Source organism: Bradyrhizobium erythrophlei, assembly GCF_900129505.1.
Classification (GTDB): domain Bacteria; phylum Pseudomonadota; class Alphaproteobacteria; order Rhizobiales; family Xanthobacteraceae; genus Bradyrhizobium; species Bradyrhizobium erythrophlei_D.
This window is the reverse complement of sequence record NZ_LT670818.1, coordinates 6,135,600-6,162,051: the sequence shown is the minus strand read 5'-3', so window position 1 is coordinate 6,162,051 and position 26,452 is coordinate 6,135,600. Positions and strand designations below refer to the sequence as shown.

General features: G+C 60.4%; 30 protein-coding genes and 1 pseudogene. 11 read left to right on the top strand and 20 right to left on the bottom strand.

The window, feature by feature from the left end; all coding sequences use genetic code 11:
• Positions 1 to 67 precede the first annotated feature (67 nt).
• From B5525_RS28515 to B5525_RS28490, 6 genes are all read right to left on the bottom strand, one after another.
• Positions 68 to 1,078 carry an inorganic phosphate transporter gene (locus B5525_RS28515; protein ID WP_079568984.1) on the bottom strand — a complete coding sequence of 337 codons (1,011 nt, stop codon included), beginning with the start codon at positions 1,076 to 1,078 and terminating at the stop codon, positions 68 to 70.
• Between the two features lie 14 nt (positions 1,079 to 1,092).
• Positions 1,093 to 1,737, bottom strand: a complete 645-nt coding sequence (locus B5525_RS28510; protein ID WP_079573896.1) for a DUF47 domain-containing protein — start codon at positions 1,735 to 1,737, stop codon at positions 1,093 to 1,095.
• Positions 1,738 to 1,894: 157 nt separating this feature from the next.
• Positions 1,895 to 2,863: a branched-chain amino acid ABC transporter permease gene (locus B5525_RS28505; RefSeq protein WP_079568983.1), complete on the bottom strand. Its 969-nt coding sequence runs from the start codon at positions 2,861 to 2,863 to the stop codon at positions 1,895 to 1,897.
• Between the two features lies 1 nt (position 2,864).
• Entirely contained in the window at positions 2,865 to 3,728 is an 864-nt protein-coding gene (locus B5525_RS28500) for a branched-chain amino acid ABC transporter permease (protein WP_079568982.1), read from the bottom strand.
• A 36-nt stretch (positions 3,729 to 3,764) separates the two neighbouring features.
• A complete protein-coding gene (locus B5525_RS28495) occupies positions 3,765 to 4,505 on the bottom strand; it encodes an ABC transporter ATP-binding protein (RefSeq protein ID WP_079573894.1) in 741 nt (246 codons plus the stop codon).
• A 7-nt stretch (positions 4,506 to 4,512) separates the two neighbouring features.
• On the bottom strand, positions 4,513 to 5,268 hold the full coding sequence (locus B5525_RS28490; protein WP_079568981.1) for an ABC transporter ATP-binding protein: 756 nt from the start codon (positions 5,266 to 5,268) through the stop codon (positions 4,513 to 4,515).
• A 387-nt stretch (positions 5,269 to 5,655) separates the two neighbouring features.
• Between B5525_RS28490 and B5525_RS28485 the strand changes: the two genes are divergently transcribed.
• Complete coding sequence (locus B5525_RS28485) at positions 5,656 to 6,258, top strand: hypothetical protein (protein WP_079568980.1); 603 nt, start codon at positions 5,656 to 5,658, stop codon at positions 6,256 to 6,258.
• Between the two features lie 7 nt (positions 6,259 to 6,265).
• Positions 6,266 to 6,889, top strand: a complete 624-nt coding sequence (locus tag B5525_RS28480; RefSeq protein ID WP_079568979.1) for a hypothetical protein — start codon at positions 6,266 to 6,268, stop codon at positions 6,887 to 6,889.
• Positions 6,890 to 6,988: 99 nt separating this feature from the next.
• On the opposite strand, the gene B5525_RS28475 is transcribed toward B5525_RS28480, so the two are convergent.
• The 7 genes from B5525_RS28475 to B5525_RS28445 all read right to left on the bottom strand — a co-directional run bounded on the left by B5525_RS28475 (position 6,989) and on the right by B5525_RS28445 (position 11,506).
• Positions 6,989 to 7,360 carry an ArsC family reductase gene (locus tag B5525_RS28475; protein ID WP_079568978.1) on the bottom strand — a complete coding sequence of 124 codons (372 nt, stop codon included), beginning with the start codon at positions 7,358 to 7,360 and terminating at the stop codon, positions 6,989 to 6,991.
• Between the two features lie 119 nt (positions 7,361 to 7,479).
• Complete coding sequence (locus tag B5525_RS28470) at positions 7,480 to 8,178, bottom strand: hypothetical protein (RefSeq protein ID WP_154073486.1); 699 nt, start codon at positions 8,176 to 8,178, stop codon at positions 7,480 to 7,482.
• A gap of 173 nt (positions 8,179 to 8,351) precedes the next feature.
• Positions 8,352 to 9,077 carry a GNAT family N-acetyltransferase gene (locus B5525_RS28465; protein ID WP_244567616.1) on the bottom strand — a complete coding sequence of 242 codons (726 nt, stop codon included), beginning with the start codon at positions 9,075 to 9,077 and terminating at the stop codon, positions 8,352 to 8,354.
• A gap of 6 nt (positions 9,078 to 9,083) precedes the next feature.
• Positions 9,084 to 9,788: a glutathione S-transferase family protein gene (locus B5525_RS28460; RefSeq protein WP_079568976.1), complete on the bottom strand. Its 705-nt coding sequence runs from the start codon at positions 9,786 to 9,788 to the stop codon at positions 9,084 to 9,086.
• Between the two features lie 138 nt (positions 9,789 to 9,926).
• Positions 9,927 to 10,271, bottom strand: coding sequence for a Lin0512 family protein (locus B5525_RS28455; protein ID WP_079568975.1), 345 nt, complete (start codon positions 10,269 to 10,271; stop codon positions 9,927 to 9,929).
• Between the two features lie 98 nt (positions 10,272 to 10,369).
• On the bottom strand, positions 10,370 to 10,660 hold the full coding sequence (locus B5525_RS28450; protein ID WP_244567615.1) for a hypothetical protein: 291 nt from the start codon (positions 10,658 to 10,660) through the stop codon (positions 10,370 to 10,372).
• Between the two features lie 81 nt (positions 10,661 to 10,741).
• On the bottom strand, positions 10,742 to 11,506 hold the full coding sequence (locus tag B5525_RS28445) for a DUF899 domain-containing protein (protein ID WP_079568974.1): 765 nt from the start codon (positions 11,504 to 11,506) through the stop codon (positions 10,742 to 10,744).
• A gap of 221 nt (positions 11,507 to 11,727) precedes the next feature.
• On the opposite strand from B5525_RS28445, the gene B5525_RS28440 reads away from it, so the two are divergent.
• Positions 11,728 to 12,948 (top strand): helix-turn-helix domain-containing protein, encoded by a 1,221-nt coding sequence (locus tag B5525_RS28440; protein WP_079568973.1) that lies wholly within the window; start codon positions 11,728 to 11,730, stop codon positions 12,946 to 12,948.
• A 33-nt stretch (positions 12,949 to 12,981) separates the two neighbouring features.
• Positions 12,982 to 13,653, top strand: coding sequence for a PQQ-binding-like beta-propeller repeat protein (locus B5525_RS28435; protein ID WP_079568972.1), 672 nt, complete (start codon positions 12,982 to 12,984; stop codon positions 13,651 to 13,653).
• Between the two features lie 10 nt (positions 13,654 to 13,663).
• Here the strand turns inward: B5525_RS28435 and B5525_RS28430 are convergent, their stop codons facing one another.
• Positions 13,664 to 14,173, bottom strand: a complete 510-nt coding sequence (locus tag B5525_RS28430) for a hypothetical protein (protein ID WP_079568971.1) — start codon at positions 14,171 to 14,173, stop codon at positions 13,664 to 13,666.
• A gap of 645 nt (positions 14,174 to 14,818) precedes the next feature.
• Between B5525_RS28430 and B5525_RS28425 the strand changes: the two genes are divergently transcribed.
• Positions 14,819 to 16,210, top strand: coding sequence for a tyrosine-type recombinase/integrase (locus B5525_RS28425; RefSeq protein WP_079568970.1), 1,392 nt, complete (start codon positions 14,819 to 14,821; stop codon positions 16,208 to 16,210).
• A 254-nt stretch (positions 16,211 to 16,464) separates the two neighbouring features.
• A complete protein-coding gene (locus B5525_RS28420; RefSeq protein WP_079568969.1) occupies positions 16,465 to 17,052 on the top strand; it encodes a hypothetical protein in 588 nt (195 codons plus the stop codon).
• A 66-nt stretch (positions 17,053 to 17,118) separates the two neighbouring features.
• Here B5525_RS28420 and B5525_RS28415 read toward each other — a convergent pair whose 3' ends face one another.
• The 3 genes from B5525_RS28415 to tcmP are packed head-to-tail and all read right to left on the bottom strand — an operon-like array spanning position 17,119 to position 19,255.
• Positions 17,119 to 17,613 (bottom strand): N-acetyltransferase, encoded by a 495-nt coding sequence (locus tag B5525_RS28415; protein WP_154073485.1) that lies wholly within the window; start codon positions 17,611 to 17,613, stop codon positions 17,119 to 17,121.
• Between the two features lie 41 nt (positions 17,614 to 17,654).
• Complete coding sequence (locus B5525_RS28410) at positions 17,655 to 18,419, bottom strand: DUF5131 family protein (protein WP_079568967.1); 765 nt, start codon at positions 18,417 to 18,419, stop codon at positions 17,655 to 17,657.
• Entirely contained in the window at positions 18,419 to 19,255 is an 837-nt protein-coding gene (gene tcmP / locus B5525_RS28405; protein ID WP_079568966.1) for a three-Cys-motif partner protein TcmP, read from the bottom strand. Before tcmP ends, B5525_RS28410 begins: the two co-directional genes overlap by 1 nt.
• A gap of 185 nt (positions 19,256 to 19,440) precedes the next feature.
• On the opposite strand from tcmP, the gene B5525_RS28400 reads away from it, so the two are divergent.
• From B5525_RS28400 to B5525_RS47310, 5 genes and pseudogenes are all read left to right on the top strand, one after another.
• A complete protein-coding gene (locus B5525_RS28400; protein ID WP_079568965.1) occupies positions 19,441 to 20,610 on the top strand; it encodes a hypothetical protein in 1,170 nt (389 codons plus the stop codon).
• Positions 20,604 to 20,723, top strand: a pseudogene (locus B5525_RS47960) (SOS response-associated peptidase); the annotation flags it as partial. The gene B5525_RS28400 and the pseudogene B5525_RS47960, both read left to right, overlap by 7 nt.
• A gap of 701 nt (positions 20,724 to 21,424) precedes the next feature.
• Positions 21,425 to 21,664, top strand: a complete 240-nt coding sequence (locus B5525_RS28390; RefSeq protein WP_079568964.1) for a hypothetical protein — start codon at positions 21,425 to 21,427, stop codon at positions 21,662 to 21,664.
• Positions 21,665 to 22,162: 498 nt separating this feature from the next.
• Positions 22,163 to 22,318 carry a hypothetical protein gene (locus B5525_RS44535; protein ID WP_154073484.1) on the top strand — a complete coding sequence of 52 codons (156 nt, stop codon included), beginning with the start codon at positions 22,163 to 22,165 and terminating at the stop codon, positions 22,316 to 22,318.
• A 195-nt stretch (positions 22,319 to 22,513) separates the two neighbouring features.
• Positions 22,514 to 22,648, top strand: a complete 135-nt coding sequence (locus B5525_RS47310; RefSeq protein WP_276328803.1) for a hypothetical protein — start codon at positions 22,514 to 22,516, stop codon at positions 22,646 to 22,648.
• Between the two features lie 297 nt (positions 22,649 to 22,945).
• On the opposite strand, the gene B5525_RS28385 is transcribed toward B5525_RS47310, so the two are convergent.
• From B5525_RS28385 to B5525_RS45510, 3 genes are all read right to left on the bottom strand, one after another.
• Entirely contained in the window at positions 22,946 to 23,512 is a 567-nt protein-coding gene (locus B5525_RS28385; RefSeq protein WP_244567614.1) for a hypothetical protein, read from the bottom strand.
• Between the two features lie 1,586 nt (positions 23,513 to 25,098).
• The gene (locus B5525_RS44530; RefSeq protein ID WP_154073483.1) at positions 25,099 to 25,488 is read right to left on the bottom strand and encodes a hypothetical protein; all 390 of its coding nucleotides are present in this window, start codon (positions 25,486 to 25,488) and stop codon (positions 25,099 to 25,101) included.
• Between the two features lie 152 nt (positions 25,489 to 25,640).
• Positions 25,641 to 26,408 carry a hypothetical protein gene (locus B5525_RS45510; RefSeq protein WP_079568963.1) on the bottom strand — a complete coding sequence of 256 codons (768 nt, stop codon included), beginning with the start codon at positions 26,406 to 26,408 and terminating at the stop codon, positions 25,641 to 25,643.
• Positions 26,409 to 26,452 lie beyond the last annotated feature (44 nt).

Below are 26,452 nucleotides of genomic sequence, written 5' to 3'. Positions count from 1 at the left end.
CAGGGAAACCGGGTTGGATCAAGGGAATCCGCAGCTTCCATATAGGGATTGCGCGGCCAGGTTCCAATCAGTGGAAATGCAGCAGCTTCACCCCCCAATACGCCAGCGCGGCGACGCCGGCGGAAGCCGGAATGGTGATGATCCAGGCATAGACGATCGAACTTGCCACGTTCCAGCGCACCGCCGAGACCCGCCGCGCCGCGCCGACGCCGACGATGGCGCCGGTGATGGTATGGGTGGTCGAGACGGGAACGCCGAGAAAAGTCGCCATGAACAAGGTCGCGGCTCCGCCGGTCTCGGCGCAAAATCCCTGCATCGGCGTCAGCTTGGTAATCCGCAGGCCCATGGTGCGGACGATCCGCCAGCCGCCCATCAGGGTGCCCAGCGCCATCGCCGCCTGGCACGCCAGCACGACCCAGAAGGGGACGAGGAACTCGGTGCCAAGCTGGCCCTGCGAATACAGCAGCACCGCGATAATGCCCATGGTCTTCTGCGCGTCGTTGCCGCCATGGCCGAGCGAATACAGCGACGCCGAGGCGAATTGCAGGATGCGGAAGGCGCGGTCGACCGCGAACGGCGTGGAGCGCACCGAGGCCCAGGACACGATCGCGACCAGCACCATCGCCAGCAGGAATCCCACCACCGGCGACAGCACGATTGCGACCAGGGTCTTGGAAAGCCCGCTCCAGACCGCCGCCGAAAGTCCGGCCTTGGCCATGCCGCCGCCGACCAGTCCTCCGATCAAGGCGTGCGAACTGGAGGACGGGATACCCAGCGCCCACGTGATCAGGTTCCAGACGATAGCGCCGATGAGAGCCGCAAAAATCACCTGCGTGTCGATCACGCTGGGTTCGACGATGCCGGTGCCGATGGTGCGGGCGACGTTGAGCCCGAACACCGTGAAGGCGACGAAATTGAAGAACGCCGCCCAGAACACCGCGTAATGCGGCCGCAGTACCCGGGTGGAGACGATGGTCGCGATCGAGTTGGCGGCGTCGTGCAATCCGTTGAGGAAGTCGAACAGCAGCGCGACCGCAATCAATCCGACCAGGATAGGAAGACCAATCGCGGCGTCCAATTGATGGCCCTGCCCTATACCTGTTCGATCACGATGCTGTTGATCTCATTGGCGACGTCGTCGAAACGGTCGGCGACTTTCTCGAGATGGTCGTAGATCTCGGCGCCGACGATGAAATCCATGGTGTTGGCATTACGGTGCTTGAGGAACAGTTCCTTCAGCCCGATGTCGTGGAGATCGTCGACCCTGCCTTCGAGCTTGGTCAGTTCCTCGGTGATCGCTGTCAGCATAGCGACATTGTCGCCGATCGACTGCAGCAGCGGCAGCGCGCGGTCGACCAGATTGGCGCATTCCACGAGCAGCGTCCCCATTTCGCGCATCGGCGGCTCGAAGGTGCGAACCTCGAACAGGATCACGGCCTTGGCGGTCTGCTGCATCTGGTCGATGGCATCATCCATCGCGGTGATCAGGTTCTTGATGTCGCCGCGGTCGAACGGGGTGATGAAGGTGCGGCGCACCGCGGTCAGTACCTCGCGGGTGATGTTGTCGGCGTCGTTTTCGAACTGGTTGACGCGCTGGCAGTAGACCGGGGTTTCCGCGCCACCGCGCAACATGCCCTGCAAGGCGAGCGCGCCCTGCACGCAGGTCTGGGAGTGCCGGGCGAACAGCTCGAAAAACCGCTCCTCTCTGGGTAGAAACGCGCGAAACCAACGCAGCATCGGAAGATGTCCCAAATTGATGGAAAAGGCCGGGCAAGCCCGGCCTTTCACATAACTGTCATAGAACATTTTGCCGGCCAAGCGGGTAGCCAGCCGTGTCATGGAACCCGGTCATCCACCGCTTTATAGGCCGAAAATGTTCCGAAAACCGGCTCTCTCAGAGCGATCGGCGGAAATAATGCGCGATCTCGCCGATGATGCCGCGGCGGAACGTCAGCACGCAGACCACGAACACCGTGCCCTGGATCACCGTCACCCATTGCCCGAGACCGGACAGGTATTGTTGCATGGCGACAATAATGAAAGCGCCAACCACCGGGCCAAACACGGTGCCGAGACCGCCGACCAGCGTCATCAGCACGATTTGCCCTGACATGCCCACTTCGACGTCCGTCAGCGACGCATTTTGCGCGACAAACACCTTCAGCGCGCCGGCCAATCCTGCCAGCGTTCCCGACAGGATAAAGGCGAGCAGCTTGTACTGATCCGTCTTGTAGCCGAGCGATATCGCGCGCGGCTCGTTCTCGCGTATCGCCTTCAGCACCTCGCCGAACGGAGAGTTGATGGTGCGGAAAATCACCAGAAAACCGAACAGGAAGCCGGCGAGGATGACGTAATAGAGGATGGTCGGGTTGGAGAGATTGAAAATCCCGAACAGGCGGCCCTGCGGGATGCCCTGAATGCCGTCTTCGCCGTGGGTAAACGGCGCCTGCAGGTAGATGAAGTACAGAAGCTGCGACAGCGCCAGCGTGATCATCGCGAAATAGATGCCCTGGCGGCGAATTGCTATAAGGCCGGTGATCACGGCCAGCGCCGCGGCGCCGGCGGTGCCGACCAGGATTCCGAGTTCGGGCGACAGCCCCCACACTTTCAGCGCGTGCGCCGTGCAATAACCGGCTGTGCCCAGGAACATCGCGTGGCCGAATGACAGCAAACCGCCGTAACCGATCAGGAGGTTGAAAGCGCAGGCGAGCAGCGCAAAGCACAGCGCCTGCATGACGAAGAATGGATAGATGCCGGTCAACGGCACTATCAGCAGCAGCGCGGCCATGATACCGAACGCGATCATCTCGTCGTGGATGGCGCGTGGGGTCACCGGAATCGAATCGTCGGTCATCGCCGTCATGTTAGGCCGCCCGTCCTGTCAATCCTGTAGGCTTCACCAGCAGCACCAGCACCATGAGAACAAACACCACGGTGTTGGAAGCCTCCGGATAAAAGTATTTCGTCAAACCCTCGATCACCCCGAGCGCAAAGCCGGTGATGATCGATCCCATGATCGAACCCATGCCGCCGATCACCACCACCGCGAACACCACGATGATGACATTTTCACCCATCAGCGGCCGCACCTGGTTGATCGGCGCCGACAGCACCCCGGCCAGCGCGGCAAGACCGACGCCAAGCCCGTAGGTCAGGGTGATCATGCGCGGCACGTTGATGCCGAAGGCGCGGACCAGGGTCGGGTTTTCGGTCGCCGCGCGCAGATAGGCTCCGAGCCGGGTGCGTTCGATCAGATACCAGGTTCCAATACAGACGATCAGCGAAAAGATCACCACCCAGCCACGATAGATCGGCAGGTACATGAAGCCGAGATTCATGCCGCCCTTCAGTTCGTCCGGGATCGAATAAGGCAAACCGGACGAGCCGAAGTAATTCTGGAATACGCCCTGAATGATCAGCGCCAGCCCGAAGGTGAGCAACAGTCCGTAGAGATGATCGAGGCCGGCAAGCCATTGCAGCATGGTCCGCTCCAGGATCATGCCGAAGATGCCGACCACGATGGGCGCGATGATCAGCGCCGGCCAATAGCCGATGCCCGCTACGTTCAACAGGAAATAGGCAACGAAGGCGCCCATCATGTAGACCGCGCCATGGGCGAAATTGATGATGTTGAGCATGCCGAAGATCACGGCGAGCCCGAGACTGAGCAGCGCGTAAAACGAGCCGTTGATCAGTCCCACCAAGAGCTGTGCGTAGAGAGCTTGCATCGATCGGATCTTTCGTAACGAACTGTTCCTGCGGCTTCAGACGCCGAGATAGGTGTGCAGTTTGTCCATATTGGCCTGCAGATCGGCGTTGGCGAAGCCGTCGATCACCTTGCCATGCTCGACGATGTAGTAGCGGTCGGCCACGGTGGCCGCGAAGCGGAAATTCTGCTCGACCAGAAGAATCGTAAAACCTTCCTTCTTGAGCCGCGCGATGGTGTGGCCGATCTGCTGGATGATGACCGGCGCCAGCCCCTCGGTCGGCTCGTCCAGCATCAGGAACCGCGCGCCTGTCCGCAGGATTCGCGCAATCGCCAGCATCTGCTGCTCGCCGCCGGACAATTTGGTGCCCTGGCTGTTGAGCCGCTCCTTGAGATTGGGGAAGAGATCGAAGATCTGGTCCAGCGACAGGCCGCCGGGGCGCACGATCGGCGGCAACAGCAGGTTTTCGCGGACGTCGAGGCTGGCGAAAATCCCCCGCTCCTCCGGGCAAAACGCGATGCCCATGCGCGCGATCCGGTCTGAAGACGCGCGGATGATCTCCTGGCCGTCGAAACGGACCGAGCCGGTGCGCTTGCCGATGATCCCCATTACCGACTTCAGCGTGGTAGTCTTGCCGGCGCCGTTGCGGCCGAGCAAGGTGACGACCTCGCCGGCATTCACGTTGAAGTTGACGCCGTGAAGGATGTGGGACTCGCCGTACCAGGCCTGCAGGTCCTGCACCGCCAGCACCGGCGCAGCGCCTGACGCCGGTGTCGGTATTGTCGCGGCGCCGGCCATTTTCAAATCAGCCATGCCCCGCTCCCAGATAGGCTTCCTTGACGCGCTCGTCCTTGGTCAACTCGGTATAATTGCCTTCCGCCAGCACCTGGCCGCGCGTCAATACGGTGATGATGTCGGACAGGTTGGCCACGACGTTGAGATTATGTTCGACCATCAGGATGGTGTATTTGGCCGAGATGCGCTTGATCAGGGCGGCGATCTTGTCGATGTCCTCGTGCCCCATCCCGGCCATCGGCTCGTCGAGCAGCATCATTTCCGGGTCGAGCGCCAGCGTGGTCGCGATTTCAAGCGCGCGCTTGCGGCCATAGGGCATTTCGACCGCCGGTGTCTTGGCGAACTCGCTCAAGCCGACATCGTCGAGCAGCTCGAGGGCGCGGCCGTTGAAGCGGTCGAGCACCGATTTGGAACGCCAGAAATCGAACGAATGCCCGTGCTGGCGCTGCAGCGCGACCCTGACATTTTCGAGCGCGGTCAGATGCGGAAACACCGCCGAAATCTGGAATGAGCGCACCAGGCCAAGGCGCGCCACGTCGGCCGGCGCCGTCGCCGAGATGTCCTGTCCCTTGTACAGGATCTGGCCGGCCGAGGGCGTCAGGAACTTGGTCAACAGGTTGAAGCACGTGGTCTTGCCGGCCCCGTTCGGACCGATCAGCGCGTGAATGCTGCCGCGGCGGACCCGAAGATCGACATCGCGAACAGCGAAAAACCCCGCGAATTCCTTGGTCAATCCGCGGGTCTCGAGAATGAACTCGTCAGCCAATCAAATTTCCCCCATCAACCCTGTCGCGAAGCCCCCGCGCATGGCTAATTTTTCCTGACCGGCAGGTTCTCTTTCAGACGCAGCTTGGACTGCGCCCCCGGACCTGCCCCTCCGGGCCGGAATATGCCGTCAACGGGCTGCCTTGCGCAAGGTGGAAAGCTGGGCATTCGGCGGGCCGAGCGGCCCCTGCGGAATAGCCCTAAGTCCAATTGCTTGGGGTGCATTTTTGAGTAGTTGCGCGAGGTTTTCGGCAGCCCTTCGCACCGGGGGACGGAAAGCCGCCATTAACGGTGTTTAGATGCAATCTTACCGGTTCATAGAATATTTGCCGATCCGGCCGATGGTTCGGCGTTTGATTTATTGCAGTATTGAAAACGGATCGCAGCGGTGGATTTCGAGAGCGCCAACCCGTCGGTCGTCAAATCGATCAAGCAGCGTGACCTGTTGAACACCTGGCTGCGGCTCTACTGCCGCGAGCAGAAATTGCCTCGCCCTGAGGAATACCTGCCTGCGCGTCTCGCCGACGAGTTGCCCGACCTGGTCTATTATACCGTCGATGCCGCCGTGTTGCCCCCGCGCCTGACGATCCAGAGCGACGGCACGCGGATGTCGAATGCCTACGGCCACACCGGCAAGGGTAAATTTCTCGATGAATATCTCGGCGCCAGACTCGTGCCCGTGGTGATGCCGGTCTACTACAAGTGCATCGAGCGCGCTTTGCCCGTCTACACCATCTCCAACATCGACGACCTCTATGGACGGATCGTCGCCTATGAGCGGCTGCTGCTGCCGTTCTCGGACGGCGAAGGCGTCAGCCACATGATCGCCTCGCTGAAGACCATTTCCGAAGACGGCGGTTTCGAGATCAGGAACCTGATGCGAGGCAACGACGCGCTGCCGACGCCGAAACTCCGCACCGTGATCGACCGCGACCTGTTCCACCGCGCCCCCGGCCGCATTCCGTCCGGCGACCTGATCGAATTCGGCTGACGCTGGAATGCAATTCGAAAGCGCCAATCCCTCGGTTGTCAGATCGATCCGGCAACGCGATCTGCTCAACACCTGGCTGCGTGCGTTGGTCAGGCCACACCCGCTGCCCCGTGTGGCCGATTACCAGCCCGAATGCATCGCCGACGAGCTTCCGGACATGATGAGATTCGACGTCGAAGGCAGTGGCGACGGCGCGCGCTTCGTGATCACCCAGGAGGGCGCGACGCTGACCAAGGCCTATGGCAACGAGCACATCGATCCCGTGCGGCGGACCAACCGCTACCTCGACGACGCGATCGGGCCTGAGCGCTACGAGCGCGTGGTCACCTTGTATCGCACCTGTCTTGCCTGCAAGCGGCCGACCTATTCGATTTCCATGGTGCAGGACCCCGACGGCAAGGACGTGCAATATGAACGCCTGCTGCTGCCGTTCGGCAGTGCCGACAGCGTCGAGCAGATCGTCGGATCCTACAAGGCCATCAGCATCGAGGGCCATTTCAAGGTCAGCAACCTGATGGGAATCCGGCCCCGGGCCGTGCCGGAAATCATCCTGAGGGCGATCATCGATCAGGACATCGTTCGCGGTTCCACCCACATCCGCGCGGCGGAAGATATCGTCGAACTGGAGTAGAGCCCTTTCCGTTTCGATGGAATCGAAACGGAAGCTCTAGATTCCTGATTTGACGCGTTGTCTTGGCGTGACCTGGTCTCCACTTCGCTCGAAAACACTCTAGCGTTTCCGCGTCGCGCCCGAAGGCTTGACTTCCTTCTCATAGATTTCCGGCTTGAAACCGACCAGCAATTTGCCACCGAATTCGAGCACCGGCCGCTTGATCATCGAGGGCTGCGCCAGCATCAAGGCGAGCGCCTTGCGCTCGTTGAGGCCCTCCTTGTCACCGTCGGGCAATTTGCGGAAGGTGGTGCCGGCGCGATTGAGCAGGGTCTCCCAGCCGACCTCATCGCTCCAGACTTTCAGCTTGTCCTTGGCGATGCCTTCACTCTTGTAGTCATGAAAACTGTAGGGCACGCCGTGGCCGTCGAGCCAGGCGCGCGCCTTCTTCATGGTGTCGCAATTCTTGATGCCGTAGATCGTAATTGGCAAAGCCTATCCTCACATGAATTTGCGGCCAACAGCCGATGGCCGAACGTGGGCCGCCCGCGAAAGCGCCAGCAGCCCTGATATTCAGTTGGTACATCCCAGACACCGAATATCCACGTACCCTATCGATAGGCAACAAAATCCATCAGGCCGAGCTCGATCGCAAGTCGGTAGAGGGAGGCTGCAAAACGCCGGTCATCGGCCAAGGCGGAGAGTTCGGGATTGGGCACGCCATCAGTAAGAAACAAGATGATCTCGTCAGACGTCCCCATGTCGAGTGGCACGACGGCGCCGCAGGTGATCGCAAACTCCTCAATGGGAGCAACCCTCATCGCGAAAACCTCGCCGTCCTTTGCCGATAGTTCCAACCCCTCATCGAGAATAGTTGCGGCGCCGCCGCGCATCAGATCCTCGAACAGAATGCCGGCCGGCTCGCAGCAACCGATCACGCGGAAGACGGAGAACCGCGCCGCCTGCAAGCCCCGCAGAACAAGCGCCTCCTCCGGCGCGGAGGCCGTCAGCCGGTTTCTGGCCATGCGGTCGATGGCGCGCGTCCGCCCCGGCTCGGCTGTATAAACCGCGAGATCGAAGGCAAGCGTCAGTTCGACAAAATCGTCGGTAAAAAGAACCTTGCCGTCCGACAGACCGATCCGCTTCGCGTGGGCAAGAAACCTCGAATGCGGAATGATATCTAGTACCGCGGTCTGGATCGACTTGCGAAGATCGCTGTAGCGCCGATAGCGGTTGAGAACATCGGTGCGGCTGAGCACATGCGTCTCCCCGCCGCGAAGCTCCAACGACGCTTGAAATGCCTGAGGCATGTTCGCCGGTCCTAGCTTCGGCAAGCACACGTATTCGTGCATCCGTGGGCGCCGCGCCAACTATCGAAAATGATTCGCTGGAGATTGTCATCCGGTTTCCCACCGGTCATTTTGTCGAGCCGCCGATGACCTCTGCTTCGTGCTTCGCTCGACCTGGCTGGCAACCGTACGGTTCAATCAGCCCTCCCCAACACGGTCACGTACAGGCGGCGCCGGATTTCCATTCCCTGCCGCCGATACAGCGCAATCGCGCTGTCATTATCGGAAAACACATGCAGGAACGGAATTTCGCCGCGCGCCGAAATCTGCCGCGCGACGGCCCCGAGCAGCATCTGCGCGTAACCGCGGCCGCGATGGTCGGGGTGGACGCAGACCGCCGTGATCTCGGTGAAATTGGCCGGCTTCATGCGTTCGCCCGCCATCGCCACCAGCCTGCCGCCGACCTTGACGCCGAGAAACGTCCCCAATTCGCGGGTGCGCGCGGCGAACGGACCGGGATTGGTGAGTTTTGTCAGCTCCATCATCGCCGGAACGTCATCGGCGCCGAGCGTGACGATGTCGGCGGCGCGGCCTGAGGTTTCGGCGGGCATCCCTATCATTTGCTCGCCGGTCTTGGCGAGCAGGGTTTTGAACTCCGCCGGAACGGTCACCGGATCCGGCGTGAACAGCACGACAAAATCGGATGGCGACATCAGTGCGGCGAGCGCCGCGAAATTTTGCGCTGATATCTCCGGCATGTCCGCGAACGGCGCGATGTCGGAGGGGTAGCGCCGCGCCAGCGCGCCGCCTTCGGCCAGCGCGGCCTGCCGCGTGGTCAGCGCGTGCCAGACGGGATGATCAAGCGGATGCATCGAGATGCCGGAAGCAGGCATGGGGCGCTGTGCCTTCTGCAGATCCATTGCCGTTCACGGCCGCTTCGGGATTTCAAGCCCGCGTTGCACGGCAGGGCGCGCAAGGCCGCGATCGAGCCAGGCCGAGACGCTCTTGAAGCCGTCGAACCCGACGAGTTCGCGCGCGCCGTAAAAGCCGATCAAATTGCGTACCCAGCCGAGCATCGAAATATCGGCAATCGTGAAGTCGTCATCCATGAACCACTGCCGTCTAGCGAGGTGCTGCTCCATCACTGCAAGCAAACGCCTGGATTCGGCGACATAGCGCTCAAGCGGCCGTTTGTCGGCGATCTCTTTGCCGGCGAATTTGTGGAAGTAGCCGACCTGACCAAACATCGGTCCGATCCCACCCATCTGGAAGTGCACCCATTGGATGGTTCCATATCGGCGGGCCGCATCCGCAGGCAGCAGCTTTCCGGTTTTCTCAGCGAGATATTCCAGGATCGCACCGGATTCGAACAACCCGAGCGGCTTGCCGCCCGGTCCGTCCGGATCGAGGATGGCGGGGATTTTGCCGTTAGGGTTCAGCGACAGGAATTCCGCCGTCTTCTGGTCGTCTTTGTTGAAGTCGACCAGATGCACTTCGTAAGGCAGCCCGATCTCCTCCAGCGCGATCGATACCTTGACGCCGTTTGGCGTCGGCAGCGAATAGAGCTGAAGGCGGTTCGGATATTTTGCCGGCCACCGCGCGGTGATCGGAAAGGCGGAAAGGTCGGGCATCACGATTCGCTCTTTGCTGCAACTCTGTCGCGTAGCGAATGTACGGGGATCGCCTGACGTGACAAGGGCCGGCACCATCGATGGATGATAAAGGCCAAGCCAAACCTGGCCTCACTGACGCGGAGCTTGCGATCCATCCTACGTCCCATCGTCCAGGCTCACGATCACGGCGGCATTGGCGATGAGGATGGAATCGGTGCCCTGCTCGGCCGGAATTTCGAGTCCGCCCTTGACCGCGGCGACGGTCACCGTTCCGTAAGGCAATTCCTTCGCGACCGCCGCGGTGTCGACCGCGCCGGGGTCCGGCACGGCGATGGTGACATCGACGAACATGTCCTTCGCCGTCTTGCCCAGCATCCGGAAGAAGCCGAGGCTACTGTGGCGGATGGCGTCGGATACCGCGCGCTTCGCCGCCTTGGTGGCGTCTTTTCCGTGAACATCAACGCCCATGCCCATCTCGGTGATACAGCGCACGCGTGCCATCTGGGCTCCTGTTTTGGTTATGCTCCACAGGATGTCTACAACTTCGGTGTGGTTGCGCCAATCCATCCTGGCTCTCGTCGCGTCAGCCCTGATCTGCGCTACCCGGGGCCGCTTCGCCCGCCGAAGATCAGCTTCAGCCAGGGCGCCGAATGGAAGGCACTCATCAGCACGTACATCGGGACCATTCCGCTCAGCGGTGACGTATCCGGCGCAGCCGAGCAGAGCATATCTCCCGGTCCGCCGCCAAGAATGCCCGTCAACAGCGCCATGATCGCGAATGTCGGCGCGGCCGCGAGGGACAGCCAGTCGGCTGGGCCGCGGGCGGCCGCTTGACCGCGTTCATGGGGGATCGTATCGCGGGCGCATCCGCTCGAATGAGCTTCGCTCATGTTTCTCTCCAGCAATAACCCGCTATGACTTCCCCGGGGCTTCAACGCCGGTCGTGCCACCCGCCCCACTCCCGTCACGGCTCAGCGCTTGTCGTACTCATCATGGCGGCGCCACCACACGCCGGTCTCGTTGCGCCCCTTGGGCGCGCGGTCGAGCCATTGGTACATGCCCCAGATGCCGTCCACGCCGCGCGCATAGCTCGAATAGGTGTGATAGACGACGCCGTCCTCGCGCACGAACGCGCTCAGGCCCGGCCGATCGCGCACATAGGTGAGCCCGTCGGTTCCGCAGGTGGCCGCGAACTGGGCGACGGGCTCCGGGATCTGTGTCGCGTCCATCGCGTGGCCGCCGCGCCGGTAGTTGTACTCGATCGTGCCATCGCGCTGTTGCTGCTCGGTGAACGCGATGTTGAAGTCGAAGTTGAAGTCGTTGCCGAACGACGACGCCCAGGGAAATTTCCACCCCATCCGCTGCTTGTAGGCCTGCAGTTTTGCAAGCGGCGCCCGCGATACCGCCGACAGCATGACGTCGTGGTTGGCGAGGTGGACGACCACGCCGTCGAACCCGTCCGCGATCGCCGAGCAGGACGGACAGCCCGCCTTGTAGTCGGGCCCGAACATGAAGTGGTAGACGAGGAGCTGCGAGCGGCCCGCGAACAAATCGGGCAGCGACTGCTTTCCCCGGTCGGTGTCGAAAACATAGTCCTTGTCGATGCGAACCCAGGGCAGTTCCTGCCGCCGCTGGGCCACTTCGTCGCCCTGCCGCGTCAGCGCCTTCTCGGCCTCGAGCAGTTCCAGCCGGGCCGCCAGCCACTCTTGACGTGTTCCAGTCCTGTGTTTCGTCATCGTTGTTCTCCGTTGCGTTGCTTTGTCGAGTGGGCTGGGCCGACGGCAAGCACAGTCACAACGGCTCCAGCCCACTCGACCATGGCTGTGAGAAATGTTGGGGAGAGGATCGTCCAGTCAACCATGACTATGGCCTTCTCGCTAACGCACTGGTTTGTCGTCGTGTGATAGATTAGGACCGGATATCGGGGAGTGAGAGTGACAAGTGTGGCGGGATTCAAATGGACTCGCTGATCACGGCCGCAGGCCGCGCACTCGCAGCGGGTGACCCGCTCGGCGCGCTGAAGCGGGTCGCGCTGCGCGACGACGCGCCCGCACTGGCGCTGCGCGGCATCGCGATGGCGCAGCTCGGGGATTTTGTCCGGGCCAAGGCGCTGCTGAAAAGCGCGGCGCGCGTGTTCGGCCCGAAGGAGGCCGTGGCGCGGGCGCGATGCGTGGTCGCCGAGGCCGAGATCGCGCTGGTCTCGCGCGATCTCGGCTGGCCCGCGAAGGCGCTCGACGCCGCGCGGGCGACGCTGGAGGCGCATGGCGACCGCGTCAACGCCGCGCATGCGCGCAATCTCGGCGTCCGGCGGTTGCTGCTGATCGGCCGTCTCGACGAGGCCGAGCGCGCGCTCGCCGATCACGACCCCGCCTCCTTCCCGCCCGCGTTCCGCGCCGCCCACGAACTGGTCGTTGCAGGCATCGCGATGCGGCGCCTGCGGACCAGGGCCGCGCGCACTGCGCTGGCCTTCGCCAGGCACGCCGCGCGCGATGCCAATATCCCCGCGCTGACGGCGGAGGTCGAAACCGCCGCCCTCGCCCTCGACACGCCAGCGGCGCGCCTGATAGCGCGTGGCGAGGAGAGGTTGCTCCTGCTCGAGGAGGTCGAGGCGCTGCTGACCTCGAAGGCGCTGGTGATCGACGCCTGCCGTTATGTCGTGCGCGACGCCGATACGGTGGTCTCGCTCGCGACGCGCCCGGTCTTGTTCGCGCTCGTACGCGCGCTCGCCGAAGCGTGGCCCGGCGACGTGCCTCGCAACACGCTGGTCGCCCGCGCCTTCCGGGCGAAGCACGCCGATGAATCGCATCGCGCGCGGTTGCGGGTCGAAATCGGCAGGCTTCGCGCCGAGTTACGACATCTGGCCGACGTCAGCGCCACCAGCCAGGGCTTTGCGCTGGCGCCGCGCCGCGCCCGCGAAATCGCCGTGCTGGCGCCGCCCGTCGAGGAGCCGCATGCGGAGGTGCTCGCCTTCCTTGCCGACGGTGAGTCGTGGTCGAGCTCGGCGCTGGCGATTGCGCTTGGCGCCAGCCCCCGCACCGTGCAGCGGGCGCTCGAGGAGCTGGGAGCGGCGGGCAAGGTGCAGTGGTTCGGCCGCGGCCGCGCGCGCCGCTGGATGACCCCGCTGGTGCCGGGATTCCCGACAATCTTGTTACTCCCCGGTCCGCTGCCGAGCGACTAGGTTGGAGCATGCAGCAAGTGAGAGGATGGATGCATGAAGCGATCATCGGCCGAAATCGTCAGGGAGTATGGACCCTTTCCGGGGGTCGAGCGTGTCGGTGGCGTCACCTATGACGGCCAGCAGGTGTGGATTGCAGCCGGCGACAGGCTGAACGCCTTCGATCCCGCCGATGGCAAGACGCTGCGCTCGATCGAGGTCGCCGCGCACGCCGGCACCGCCTTCGACGGGGAGCACCTGTTCCAGATCGCCGAGGACCGCATCCAGAAGATCGATCCGAAGTCGGGCCGTGTGCTCGCCACCATCCCCGCCCCCGGCGGCGGCGGCGATTCCGGCATGGCCTGGGCCGAAGGGACGCTCTGGGTGGGGCAATACCGCGAACGGAAGATCCATCAGGTCGATCCCGAAACCGGCGCAATCCTTCGCACCATCGAGTCCAGCCGCTTCGTCACGGGAGTCACCTGGGTCGACGGCGAACTCTGGCACGGCACCTGGGAAGGCGACGAGAGCGATGTAAGGCACATCGATCCGCAAACGGGCGAGGTGCTGGAGCGGCTCGAGATGCCGCCCGGGGTCGCCGTGTCCGGGCTCGAGTCCGATGGCGGCGACCGGTTTTTCTGCGGCGGCGGAAGCAGCGGCAAGGTGCGCGCCGTCCGCCGGCCGAAGCGAGGCCCTGCGGCGGCTGCCGCCGACACCACACGCAAATAGTCGAAGCGGCTCATGCGGGCTGCCGGCTTTCCCGCATGGCGGACTCATTTTGATGCTGCAGAAGAATCCGGAAAGCCAATCCGTGGGTGATCAGCAATAGCGGCACGACAAATGTCGGGATGAAGTAGGCGGCTCCCAACTGCCCCGCCAGCAGTCCGGCATGATTGGCCTGGTAGAAGGCGTTCAGGATATCCGCCGAACCCCAGAGATTGAAAATCCATGCGGCGACAACGCCGGCCCCACGCGGCAGCAACAGCAGCGCAAGCAGCGCTGACATCGCCGCGATGATGTCCCCAAAGGCCGCAGCTTGCGCGAAGGAGGCCGGCAGGTCGGGCGACACGACGCCGGGGACCAGGAACGCCAATCCCATGAAGCGGAAGCTGTGCAGGATGAGCAGAGGCCGCAACGCGTCGGCCCGTGGCCGGTGCCGTAATGCCGGCCAGATGTAGCTGAAGGCGACCATCCCCCACGCGACGAGGCTGAATGCGATGCTCGCGAAAAAGTAGAGTTGCGGCGACATGAAACGTCTCCCTGGTTGGAATTCCCGGTTATTGTCGAGCACACGGAGGTACCATATGGTACCACCTTCCGAGAAGAATTGGTACTATGCGGTACCAATGTCAAGGGGGAAGCACCGATTCAATTTTCAAACAGCCGGCAGATATGCGCGTTCGATCTCGCGGCATGAACTGCCCGAGTCTTGCGTAACTTTTCGCCCTCCCGATAGACAGAGGGCGCAGGGAAAGCCGGGTGCGCGCTGCACCCGCGGTCTCGTGTGCAAGATGCACAATGAAATGCGCACACGAGCATACAGGTTCAGCGGAGGCAATCCGGCCTTCCCTGCGCAATGGTTTTAACGGTTTCCTTCGCGCTCTCCCCGGTGACCGGGCTTTCTTGCCACCGTCGCCCCTGAGAAGCTTGCTTCCCAGGAACTTGACGCCAGCGTCGGGGCGTCAGGACCACACGTCTATATTTTGGTATTCGGTGAAACACGCCGAAACTAAGAAAACCCTTTAAAACAAGCGCTTTTCGACTAGCCTGATCCGAGGCGTTTCAGCGCGTTTCGCCAAAAGCAGGGCCCGGCCCTAAGCCTCTCTCGACCCTCCAAGGACTGAGAGGCCCAAGGCCGAGCCCGTGGTCCCAAACCCTCACGGAGCCTGAAACCATGACAGAGACTATCACCAGCGAACCCGCTGGCAAACGCGGTCGCAGCGGCAGCGTCATCCTCACCGACCGCATGTGCGAGAAGCGGGTCACTGAGCGGGTCAAAATCTACGACCGCAAATGCCCCGGCCTTTACGTCAGCATCACCACCGCTGGCGCGGCGACCTTCTCGTTCAAGTTCACCGACCCAGAGACCGGCAAGCAGCGCACCGGCTGGCTTGGCGTCTACAGTCCGACCTTCGCCGTCGAGGACGCCCGCAGCCGGGTCTACGGCCTGCGGGGCACGGGCGCTGCGGCACTCGCCGAGACCTTCCGCGACCGGAAAGTGCGGCAGGCCAAGCGGGGCACGACCGTCGATGAGATCATCGAAGAGCGGATCGAGTGGATGAAGACGCCGGTCCGCAAGCCGGATGGGGAAATGCGGCCCCGGATCGAAACGTGGGGCAACGTCGCCAGCCACCTGCGGCGCTTTATCAGCCCGCGGCTCGGCAAGAAGATCGCCAGCGAAGTCACCAAGCACGACATTGCAACGCTGTCGAACGATCTCGTTGCAGGCAAACTCGGCGTTCCGTCGGTAGCCAACGCCCGCCACATGCGGCGCGCCGCCTCGGGCCTGTTCAACTGGGCGGCGGAAGCGGGCCGCGACTATGTAACCGCCAGCCCCTGCGTCAACCTGCCGAAGCTCGACCCGGAGCATCCGCGCACGCGCGTTCTCTCCGAGGACGAGATCAGGATTTTCTGGCACGGCCTCGACCGGGACGACCTGCCTTGGGATCGCAAGACCCGTCTCGCGCTGAAATTCGAACTGGTCACCATGCTGCGCTCGGGGGAACTGCTGGCCGCGCACCGCGATGAACTGTTCGATCTCGATGGCGAAAATCCGCGCTTTGACGTGCCGCTGAAGCGGGTCAAGAAGCGCCGCGTGATCCAGCAGCCGCTTTCCGAACTGGCGGTGGAGATCATTCGGGAAGCGTTGATCAGCGACGAGCAGCAATACGTTTTCGCCAGTCCGCTTGGCGATCAGCCAATGAACCGGAAGGTCATGGCAACGGCCCTGCGCGGCACCAAGGTCAAGGGCAAGGTGAAAACGCCGGGCATCTGCGCGCTGCTCGGTCTGCGGCCGTTCACGCCGCACGATCTGCGCCGCTCGGCGGCGACACTGGCGGGCGATCTCGGCTTTGACGATGCATGGATCGCGAAGTGTCTCGATCACGCCGCGAGCAGGAAACAGGAGCAGATCGTGCCCAGCGTCACCGGCAAGGTCTACAATCACTCGAAGCGGATGAAGGAAAAGCGTGCGGTGCTGGACGGTGTTGCAGCCGAGCTGCGACGCATCATCGGCGAGCCTACACCAGCGGCGCATGCTGAAACCGCGCTGCGTCTGGTCGCCTGACTGTTAGTCCGGGCCCATTCTCCAAGTCGGGCCTTGGTTTAAAACACCGATGGAAGATCATCCACCGTGGATTAAAGCCTTGGCCGAGGTTCGGCTCAGGCGACCCACGGAGGATGGTACCCCTTGCCCGACGCGGTGCTGCAGATCGTTGCAGTGCTGACAAAGACAGCAGCGCGAAGCACCCCCTCTGTGGGACCTTAGAGAACCGAAAAAGCTGAGCGATATCAACATCCAGACCGCTCAGTGTCCCGATAGTGTCCCAATCGCAAGGGGAAGAAGGCAGGTCAACTCGTACCGACCAGCATAGTACCCCAGACAAACTGACAACAAATTTCGCCTGCATCTCTGCGCTCAGCGAAGGAGCCAGCCGCGCGAACCTGTATCACTTCACCATCCTTGAAAATGTCGCAGCGATCAAGCGCGAGGGTTTCCGGGCGACCCACACCGGCGACAGCCTGAGCATGATCGGCCTCGGCCCGCCCGCCGTCTTCCTGTGCGACACGCCGACCTCAGCCATCACCGACGCCGAGTTGGAGGTGTTACTACAGCGCCATCCAGACACACCGCCGATCCGCAGCCAGCGATGGCTCAGACCCTTCAGCGAGGAGCCGCTCGCGAGGTTCACGGTTCGCCTCGCATCGAGCGACCGCAAGCTGAAGCAGTACGGACCATGGCTGCGCGCCAATCATCACCGCATCGACGACCTGCCTGATCCTGATGACATCATGATCCAACGCGCGATGCGAACATGGAGGTTCTATCGCGGCGACATCCCGCCGTCGAAGATCATCGACTGCATCATCGAGCCCGCGCCTGTGATGAGAGTAGCGGCATCTCGATGAAGAGGCTCTGCCACCGCGCGGCGTGGCGTATTCGCTGCTTCAGCTTCTAGGCGAAGGCTTCGATGGTCAGCCAGCAGCAACCTCTCCGATCTTCCGAACGTAATGGAGTGCGGGAAGCCCTGAGACTTGGTCTGTCACCTCGACGGGCGTAGTCGAGATAGTCGCCGCGGCGACATGCTTGGATGCCTCGTTGTCAATCCCGACGACCGCCTCCACGTAAAACGTGGAGACTTTGTTTCTCGCGAGTCCGTGTTGCAACTCAGTAATAGCGGCACCAACAGTGCACTTGGCGCGCCGTTGGCTGCGGTATGCTTCCGGGACGGCAACCCCAATTTGGAAGCATCGAACCCCCTCAATGGGATCACTGATGGCGAAGTTCACCATCGCAGTTACCGTCTGGCGCTGAAGACGCACATAGGTGAACCTTGGTTGGCCATTGGGGTGATCGAGGTGCACAAAAAGTTCTGGATCAATTTGTCCACGTTGCAGATCTATTTCACCATCAACAAGAGCCTGTTGGAACGATTGCAGCGCATCGAATGGGTCTGTCATTCTTGTCAAGAACTCTCTCCAGAATGCAGGGCCTAAAAGCGGTCGTTAACCTAATGGCAGTTTACGGGCGCGACTACGCCGCGGGGCATCTCATCGAATGTGCGCCCGCGATAGTGCCGACCGGTGATCTTTTTGCGAACGCCGCCCCACTGCTTGAAGAAAAATGCCGCCCTTGCCTTGCGGCATGCCATCTCGATCTCACCGACCCATTCCTCTGCCATGGGTCGCGCACGCGGGCCACTTTCGCCGCCGACGATTGCCCATTGGATACCAGTCAAGTCAGCTGCAGCCACAGAGCCCAGTAAAGGCTCGAACGAAACAAACTTCACAACAGCATTGACCCCACGCAGGTCGTCAATGCGCCCCAGATAGTCGGCGCTTTCGACGCTTGTCCCGAGCCATACGTTCGGCAGCACTGGCAGCGATGCGGTGATCTCCGCCATCCGATCCGGTCGCTTCGTCAGAATTTGATAGGTGTGCTGCGGAGTTGCCTCCATTGCACGCCAGACAGCGGCAACAAACTTCGCGGGAACGGCTTCGTGAAATAGGTCCGACATCGAATTCACAAAAATCCGGCGCGGTTTTTTCCAATCTGCAGGGATATCGAGCGCCTTGCGATCAAGCCTGACTTTGCCGGTCCAGACCGCTCGCTTGCCGCTCTTGCGGGTCAGTCCGTGATATTTCTTCACACCCATCGCATCTAACCGGGCAGCCATCCGCATCGCATAGCAATTCGTGCAACCGGGAGAGATCACCGTGCAGCCAGCGACCGGGTTCCATGTCGCGTCGGTCCATTCGATTGAGGTGTCAGCCATCAGAAATCCATTGTTGTCTGTCGCATGGGATCGCGGATTGCTTCCCAGAACTTTCGCGCAAGGCCGTGCTCACTCGCAAACACGAGCCAATAAAGCCGCTGTCCGGTCGGACCTTCAACAAGCTCCACGCCTTTTGCAGGCAATTTGCCCAGCTTCCGAATTTCGGCCAGCCAATAATCCATCAGCGCCGCCCGAAATGAGTTTATCGATTGGTTCGGGTCAACTTGATCGCGCCATCCAGGAGCAAAGGTATCCAAGACGTCCCCGGGCCTGCTGTAGTCGTCAAGATTGCGCTGAAGATCGTGCACGCTGACATGAATGAGCAGATCGACCTTCAATTTCGACAGCTTCCTAATGATGTCGAACGACAACCCTTCAAGATTATACGGGTCCAAGAAGGCGAAATGGAGTCCCTTCGGATTTACTGCTGCGACGATCTTATCAACGGCCACATCAGCCGTGTCGTTGTAGCAAACCGGAGAGCCTCCTAGAGTACGAATACGCTTCTCGACGGCCGCCGATTTTGCCGCATCAAAATCGTTGAGATGGATTTTCGTGAAGGGCACGCCGCTGGCCTCCGCGGCGTTGTAGGCGACGACAGGGCTCCCATCGATAATGCGATTGGTGCCCCTGATCAGCGAACGGCCGGAGCCGGAAAATAGTTCAATATAACTTGCCCCGGCGCGCCATGATGGCGGGGGCAGATACTTGGCTCGCGTTGCGCTCGCGATTTCGATGTATTGCTGCACGCGAGCATGCTTCTTAGGTGCCCATTCACCGACCTCATCCACGATCAACCCGTCAGCTGGGTCTAAAACTACTGGCTTTTTGGCCATTGGTTATTCCCAAAGAATGGAATAAAGCACATCGCCACAACCAGAGGGTTAACGCCGGGGCTGTGCGGGAAGGTCTGATCAGCTGCGCTTATCCGTACAAGCGGAGCCATCTAGTGGCGCTGCGGACCAGCAAGATTTCGGCGAGCGATCCGCCATCGCATAGGTGCCGGGGGAAAGGTGATCTAATGCCAAAACAGCTTCCTGCGGAGCTAGAGCGCGTTCGCGAGGCCGCTAGACGCGCTCTCGGCCCAGTGCTCCCTGTCAGCAAGTCCACTTCAGCCGACCAAAACCTCCTGTTTGATGCGCAGCGCTCCGAAGCTAGTCGTGATCTGCCGCCTTATTACCTAATCTACTTCGTATTGGTAGACCTATTGGGCTTCAAGAATTTGGGTCAGTTCGAAAAATTATCGTGGTCAGTACCTGTTGACTATCACGGTCGCGCTTTTTTGATCGAGCACCGGAAGTTCGGTGTTGGCGTGTTTGTTCGAAATCCCGAAGCAGATGAGGAAGACGCTAAAGAAATCGTTAAGTACATAAAGAAAGCGATCAAGACCGCGGAACCATATTTCGATTGGCTCGCGGATGAGGCGCTTCAAAGTTCTAAGCTCAATGTTGTAAACAACAGTGCGGCTCTGCATCACCGATTTACTTTCTTTCAGAGCGAGTATGAGAAAAAAGCGGAAGAAGCCGAACGGCGGAAGGACGAAAGGATCGTCAAGAAAGGAAACGGATGGGAGTCGGTCTCTCGTCCCTCTTTCGGGTTGCGGATTGAAGCGGGATGGCTGGCCCTTGCTGCAATTGAGTCTTTCTTTAGTTGGACCGAACATATTTTTATCCACATCGCTATATTGCGTAGCAAAGTTACGACAGGCGTTGGCATCGCTCAGCTTGCTAGGGCGGACTGGTCCGAGAAGTTCAAGGCTTCTTTCGATCTTACCGATCCGGTTTCCAAGGAGTTTTATGACAAGCTCATCGAGCTTCGGCAGACACTCAGAAATTTTGTGGCGCACGGCGCATTCGGAAAAGATGGCGAGGCATTTGAATTTCATTCGGGTGCTGGGGCAGTTCCGCTCATGCTGCCTCATCGCGCGACCAAGCGCAGGGTAAGAATGACCGAGCGCTTGTCGTTCGACGACGCTACAGCACTCAGCACGATAAAGTCATTCCTAACTCATCTATGGAGCGGACCTCGGGCCCCGGCCAAACTGTACATTCACGAAAGCCAATTGCCCGTAATATTGACCCGTGTGTCCGATGGCTCGTACTCTCGCGCGATGCTCTCAATCGATGAAATGACAACATTAATCGATTATCTGAGCCACCAATTTGACCGTGCAGCGAATATGGATTGGTAATCCGAGCGCTGTTCCGAGTCATCAATCGCTACGTCGGCAACCTACCTCCGATGCCCGGCGTCTTTCCCGATTATCCCGCACCGGTCGTGCGGAACGCGGTCACCGAGGGGCGACCGTGGCACCAAGTCGAAGCCGATACCCCGGTCCGCATCTCGTCTACGGCTTCCTGACGACCGCGCCCAACGCCATCGCCGAGCCCATCCATCCCAAGGCCGTGCCGTGGGACCGTCCATTTGATATGAGCTAATCATTTCCTAAGAGGACGCTGCTCGTCATCGGCGTTTCTCTCGACAAGCGCGGTCGATCCAGAGCGGCACATTGTTATTCTGAACGCAGACAGCCGGGGTCGAATGAAAGAGGCCGCCGACTGAGGCGGCCCCTTACATAAACGCGATAACTAGCCCCATCGCGACCAGGGCGTTTACGCCACCAACGGCGATGCCGAGATAAAGACCGGCCATGACGCCTTCCGAATTGATCTGTTTGTCAGGCATTGCACTTCCCCCTGCAATTGTCCCATCCAGATACATGACGCGGGAACCGGGATTTCGCTCCGGGCAGAATTGTACAAAAGTGTATTTAGGGGACGTGGGCGAAACTAAGAACGGGGCGCGACAAATTTACGGCCCTGTAAATCAAATTAGGCCACTGCGAAATTCAATAGGCCACTGAGGGTCAAAACAGGCCAGTACTGGCCGAATTAGGCCACTCGCCATTTCAAAACAGTTGGCTTCTAAAACTCAATTTAATGGTGTCGGCAGATTGCGAACCTACATCAACTTCACGCATTCGGCGTTCTAGTGAAAGCTCCACCATGGATTGTGACCACTCCAAGCTCAACGGTACTGTGTTCGGCATCCATGATTGGCTTGACTATCTACAGAGCCAAGCCGCCGTGTATCGGAAACTTGTCGAGCGGGCCGATGATCCTTTCATTAAAACCGAACTGCTTGCGTTGGCATCAGTCTGCGACGAGATCGCCGATAACATCGAAGATCATCTGACGGGCGGTGAAGACCATGCGCCGCGTGGCCCGCTGTCAAGGCTGTCATGAAAAAGGCCGCCACCTGAGGCGGCCTGAGCCAAGGGCGCGCCCTTACGTATTGAAATACCACAGCGACCCGCTCATCATGTGGCGGGTAGGCTTGCCGACTTAGGTCTTTGTCGACAGACGGCGTCAGGCCGCGATAAGATGATGGGCAACAGTTCAATTGGGTAACGTACCGGACCGCAAATGTCCTTTACCCCAATGAAATTGAAGCCGGAGTCGGGCGCTAATCGGATTAGGAGCGCCGATGACGCCTACTCATTCATGGCGCACCTGCGGCTCTCCTATCAATCCAAACCTCATTGGCAGGCAGCTAGGCAAGCACTCGATAACGTGTGCGCGTCAGACGTAAGCGAAATTTGGGCTTGGCGAACCTTCCGGGCGGCGGTGTCCGCAGAAGGCTGGCTTTTGGACTGAGGTGCCAAGTAAGGTCTATTGGCGGACGCGGACCGCTTTTTGGCCTTGCGTTCGCTATCACGACCCAACTCATTGGGATTGTGCGGCATGGATTGGCCTGACTATCTCCGGGACGAAGCGGCCATGTATCGGCAACTTGCCGAGCAGGCCGACGATCCTGTCGTCAAGAACGAGCTGCTTGAGTTGGCGTCGGTCTGCGAGGAGGTCGCCAATAATATCGAGGACCATCTGACGGGCGGGTAAGGACCGCAGCCACGGTTCAATTTCAGTTGCTCTCGCCGATGTCTGCTTTTGCTCGCACAGCGGACTCAAGTTGGGGATCGCGCCATGTCCGTAAAGTGCCACAAGCAGACATTGCCGTCTTACTCGATGACGTCATTGGCGCGTAGTCTTGCTCCTGTTGCAGTATGTGAACGAATGCTACTTGGAAATAGCCGGGTGACACTGGTTGGACTGATCATTGCAATCTTTGGGGTGGCCTTCATGTTTGGGGGGCATCCCGTTATTGCCGCGATGCTTCTGCTTCTGGCCTGGGTGCTGGTGATGCTGGACGAAGACATGAAGTCTGGTTGAGCGAGTCATACAGCCGCACCCTATCGGCTCAAGCGAGTGCCCGATGGGGGCTGAAAACCGCCCTCGCTGTTGAAGCATGAAATGCTGGCGGATGTCCGAGTTGGGGTCAAAAGGCGAAATACTCGCTGCGAGTAGATGTTTTCCGCTTTGGCCCCAACAACGGACATCGCTCAATAGGGTCGGCATGTCCGTTCGGTGCCACGAACGGACATTGACGGAACGGCGGATCGTTCCGCCAGGATCAAATCCGTTCGTGGCGGCTACCGGGGGTAAAGCGGACGTGCTCCGCGCTGGTCGTCACTTCTGACTCTGACCCACCGTTGAAGCTGGCAACCAGTACTCACCCTCAGTCTGCTGCTGGTTCACGTTCTTGTCGGGGTCAAACACAACGCTGGTCCTCAAGAAGCCGCGAATACCCTCGTATTTTCCGGTGCCGCCGGTGTATCGGGTGACACCTGTGAAGGTGCTTTTCTTTGAACCATCGGGTGCGACCGTGGTTTGGCTGGTTCCATCAAATTGAGAAAAGATCTTGTCACCATTTTCGAGCGAGGTCACGTCGTATCCCCAGGCTCGGCCATTGCGATCGATGTAGTCGGAATAACCTCGGGTCCATGACTCGGTGCGCTTAAGGTGCTCGCAGTTTGGCTTGTCGTTCGCATAGGTACGGTGGAGCTCGAAGACGCGGATCTGATGCCCAGATACATCACCGACGTCCAGCACCTGTTGCTGAGTATAGTTGGATTTAGCGGCCGTGGCCTCCTCACTGACCTTGCATCTTTCTTGGGCCGACACTGTGGAGCAACAGATTGGGGTTAGCGCCAGACCGAAAGATATGGCGTAAATAAAGGGTGTCTTGTTTGACATAGCGTTCCCTCCGGTTCAGGAGCGCGTGCCCATTCGAAGCCGAACTGATCCGTCATCAAGCGGATGCTGAAGGGCTCGGCACGGTCGTTTATTGGAACGAGGTTCGTCGCCGACACTGCCTCGAATGCCGAACGCGCTAACCGAGCATGGACCCGGTCCGAGGGGGTGTCAACGACCGCGCGGCTGCAGTTGCGATGTCTGCGTTGGGTCAATCGCGTCATTCTGACCGTGGGCCCATGACTTCCGCTCTACCCCGATAAACGGACGTTCCTGTAAGCCGCTGGCATGTCTCAAACGCGCCATGAACGGAAGTGGCGCGACTTATCCCATCCGTTCCCAGCGCACGCCGCACAAGGGTAAGCCGCACTGACGTGCTCAATCGGCGGAGATCGAACACCGGAGGATTGCGAATTGCGTTTGACCCGCAGGATTGAGCGTGAAACAAATCAAGGATGAGCAGGTTTGTTGCAAGATGCTCCTTAAGGGAGGTTGCTATGAAACGAGTCGGCTTGAAACAAACATTCTTGATTGCCGCCGTTGTCGTCTGCGGAGTTTTCGGTTCCGTCGACTGGTCGCAAAGCCAAGGTCTCTCATTGTCCGTAAGTAGCGCGCAGGCCCGGGTCGGCCGGCCCGGGACGCCTGTGAGCGTGGCCGGCGTTGCGCGCCGAACGACTCGTCGAGCGGTCGTGGGAGGAGCGGCGGTAGGTGCGGCCACAGTAGGTGCAGCCACAGCCTGTCACCACCGCGTGCTGGTGAACGGGGCGTATGTCTGCCGCTAATCGGCCGTCTGCAGTAAGACGCTGAACGTATAGTAGCGTCGCCGCGGGGCTGTAGTTCTGTGCGTTCGCCGTTGCGTTCGCGCCGTCGGCGGCTGTCCAACCATCGCGCTGCTAAATGCGACTTGCTCACTTTGCATGCCCCCTTCGGGCCAACTGATGATGTGCGGGATCATCTATTGAGGATTGCTTGTGACCGGCCGCGTCGTTGGCACGCAAGCGACGGAAATCCTCGAACCCAAAATCATGACGAGTCGGCCATTTCCGAGAAGGGTCAAAAGGCGAAATACTCGCTACGAGCAAATGACGTCCGCTCTGGCCCCGACAACGGACATACAGCGACTGCTGCGGCATGTCGGGTTCGTGCCAATGATGGCCAATGCACCGCAGCAGTGACAGTCCACCGCTTGGGAGTGCTGGACGGCACTTTGAGTCAGAGTCAATCCTCAATGCGAGGGGCTTACCGCACGGAGCTTAGAAGTGATGCGGGGGCTGACCCGGCACGTCCCAAGAGTCCTCGATCCGTCGCATAGAGGATCGTCATTGGGGACGGCGGTCCTACATTGTTAGTTACGCAGACCGACAAATCAGAACAAGTAGGATCAGCGCAACGACAATCACAACAGCGGCGGTACGTGCGGGCCACGGATAACGGCGCGGTGTCCTATCGCGCCAGCGACGAGGCGGAATATAGCGGGCTTCCATGGCGATCTTAGTCGCGCGTTCGACGCCGAAGGTGCGTCACGCGCGCTTGCTTTAGAAGGATGTGCCGAAAATATTTACGTGCGACCCTATCTAACACCGTCGAGATTAGTTCATCAGATCCTGATGCATCATGGCGCTTTGCTTCACGCAAATATTCGGCAACGTCTTCCTCCACTTTCGCCAAGCTCGCATCATCACAAATTGGCGTTGCCAATCGAAGCCGTTCGAACGCGCGCATCGTTTCGTTGCGTGGGGGCATGAGAACCTCCCAAGATTATTTTTGGTTGTTTGATCTTGAAGGTCGTGAAGCGACCAGTTTTCCCAAGCCGGATCAATAACGGTCGGTTTTTTCAGGATGCCGGTTGAACTCCGGTTCGGTAGATCGTTTGGATAAGCGATGGCGATGTGTCCGGTTCCTGACGCAAGCGGTGAAAACAGATTGTTCCTGTCACGGAACCAGCGGGTTCCAGTTTGCGTTTCGATGTCCGTTGTCAAAACCGGAAGTGTCAGCCCGTCGGCGGGATGTCTGCTTTTGCCCCGATGAGCGGAACCAAGGTATCACGAAAAAGGCCCCGGTCAGCAGGCCGGGGCCTTTCAAGATCATCGGCCGGGTACATCCGCCGAGCCGTCTGATCTAGGGTCGCTGATTACCCCACCCGATCTGGTGCAGATTGTGGCAGCGATGCGAAATTGACGTGACCACATTCAATCTGAAAGCTATTGGCGGCCAGTTCTCGCGCGCGCCAGTCGGCGCGGCGACCGTGCTCGGCAGCCAGCTTGAAGCCTGCACAGGTGTTTGCGATTAGGTCGTCGATCTCTTTGCCGGTCAACGTGCGGCGAATTTTCAGCACGGTCGATAGCGCGATCAGAATAAAGGCATAAGGCCGCAGCAGATCACGCGCCATCGTCTCACAGAGACTGATAAACTTCTCGGCAGCTTCGGGCGAGCGGCACACCAGCGCTGCATACTTGATCGTATGTTCAACATCGCTGACGCTCGGCACAGGCTCGCCCGGCAGCAACATGCGTTCGGCCACGGCGGCTGCGGCCAGCTCGATACAGCGGTTCATCGCATGCAAATAGATGTCCGCAGTATCGTTGCGCAGCTCGCCGTCGTTCGGCATCAATGCCGCGATCTTGTCGCAGAGTTCGGGCACATCGTCGCAGTCACCGTGCTTTCCAAAGGCAACGCTGTGGCGCGGACCCCAAACAAGTCCGCCGTACTTGCCGTTCGGATCGGGATCGACGGTCGCACCGCCGAGCGGATGACCGAGCAGCCGCGCAGCAAGCGCGTGCCCCGCCTCGTGGATGCTGATCCGCTCATCCTCTTCCGGCGAACGACCGATCAGGGTGAGCATTTTGTAATATTCATCGTCCTCGTCGGTCTCGACGAACTCCTCGACCTGATCTGTCATTCTACATCTCGCGCGCCCAGCTCGCCGGACGGGACAAGTTGGGC

Bases quoted from the DNA above. Each gene is read 5' to 3' on its own strand.
- B5525_RS28510 (WP_079573896.1), bottom strand. From the start codon at position 1,737: ATGCTGCGTTGGTTTCGCGCGTTTCTACCCAGAGAGGAGCGGTTTTTC.
- B5525_RS28505 (WP_079568983.1), bottom strand. From the start codon at position 2,863: ATGACGGCGATGACCGACGATTCGATTCCGGTGACCCCACGCGCCATC.
- B5525_RS28500 (WP_079568982.1), bottom strand. From the start codon at position 3,728: ATGCAAGCTCTCTACGCACAGCTCTTGGTGGGACTGATCAACGGCTCG.
- B5525_RS28495 (WP_079573894.1), bottom strand. From the start codon at position 4,505: ATGGCCGGCGCCGCGACAATACCGACACCGGCGTCAGGCGCTGCGCCG.
- B5525_RS28480 (WP_079568979.1), top strand. From the start codon at position 6,266: ATGCAATTCGAAAGCGCCAATCCCTCGGTTGTCAGATCGATCCGGCAA.
- B5525_RS28470 (WP_154073486.1), bottom strand. From the start codon at position 8,178: ATGCCTCAGGCATTTCAAGCGTCGTTGGAGCTTCGCGGCGGGGAGACG.
- B5525_RS28465 (WP_244567616.1), bottom strand. From the start codon at position 9,077: ATGGATCTGCAGAAGGCACAGCGCCCCATGCCTGCTTCCGGCATCTCG.
- B5525_RS28460 (WP_079568976.1), bottom strand. From the start codon at position 9,788: ATGCCCGACCTTTCCGCCTTTCCGATCACCGCGCGGTGGCCGGCAAAA.
- B5525_RS28455 (WP_079568975.1), bottom strand. From the start codon at position 10,271: ATGGCACGCGTGCGCTGTATCACCGAGATGGGCATGGGCGTTGATGTT.
- B5525_RS28450 (WP_244567615.1), bottom strand. From the start codon at position 10,660: ATGAGCGAAGCTCATTCGAGCGGATGCGCCCGCGATACGATCCCCCAT.
- B5525_RS28445 (WP_079568974.1), bottom strand. From the start codon at position 11,506: ATGACGAAACACAGGACTGGAACACGTCAAGAGTGGCTGGCGGCCCGG.
- B5525_RS28440 (WP_079568973.1), top strand. From the start codon at position 11,728: ATGGACTCGCTGATCACGGCCGCAGGCCGCGCACTCGCAGCGGGTGAC.
- B5525_RS28435 (WP_079568972.1), top strand. From the start codon at position 12,982: ATGAAGCGATCATCGGCCGAAATCGTCAGGGAGTATGGACCCTTTCCG.
- B5525_RS28430 (WP_079568971.1), bottom strand. From the start codon at position 14,173: ATGTCGCCGCAACTCTACTTTTTCGCGAGCATCGCATTCAGCCTCGTC.
- B5525_RS28425 (WP_079568970.1), top strand. From the start codon at position 14,819: ATGACAGAGACTATCACCAGCGAACCCGCTGGCAAACGCGGTCGCAGC.
- B5525_RS28410 (WP_079568967.1), bottom strand. From the start codon at position 18,419: ATGGCTGACACCTCAATCGAATGGACCGACGCGACATGGAACCCGGTC.
- tcmP (WP_079568966.1), bottom strand. From the start codon at position 19,255: ATGGCCAAAAAGCCAGTAGTTTTAGACCCAGCTGACGGGTTGATCGTG.
- B5525_RS28400 (WP_079568965.1), top strand. From the start codon at position 19,441: ATGCCAAAACAGCTTCCTGCGGAGCTAGAGCGCGTTCGCGAGGCCGCT.
- B5525_RS28390 (WP_079568964.1), top strand. From the start codon at position 21,425: ATGGATTGTGACCACTCCAAGCTCAACGGTACTGTGTTCGGCATCCAT.
- B5525_RS44535 (WP_154073484.1), top strand. From the start codon at position 22,163: ATGGATTGGCCTGACTATCTCCGGGACGAAGCGGCCATGTATCGGCAA.
- B5525_RS28385 (WP_244567614.1), bottom strand. From the start codon at position 23,512: ATGTCAAACAAGACACCCTTTATTTACGCCATATCTTTCGGTCTGGCG.
- B5525_RS45510 (WP_079568963.1), bottom strand. From the start codon at position 26,408: ATGACAGATCAGGTCGAGGAGTTCGTCGAGACCGACGAGGACGATGAA.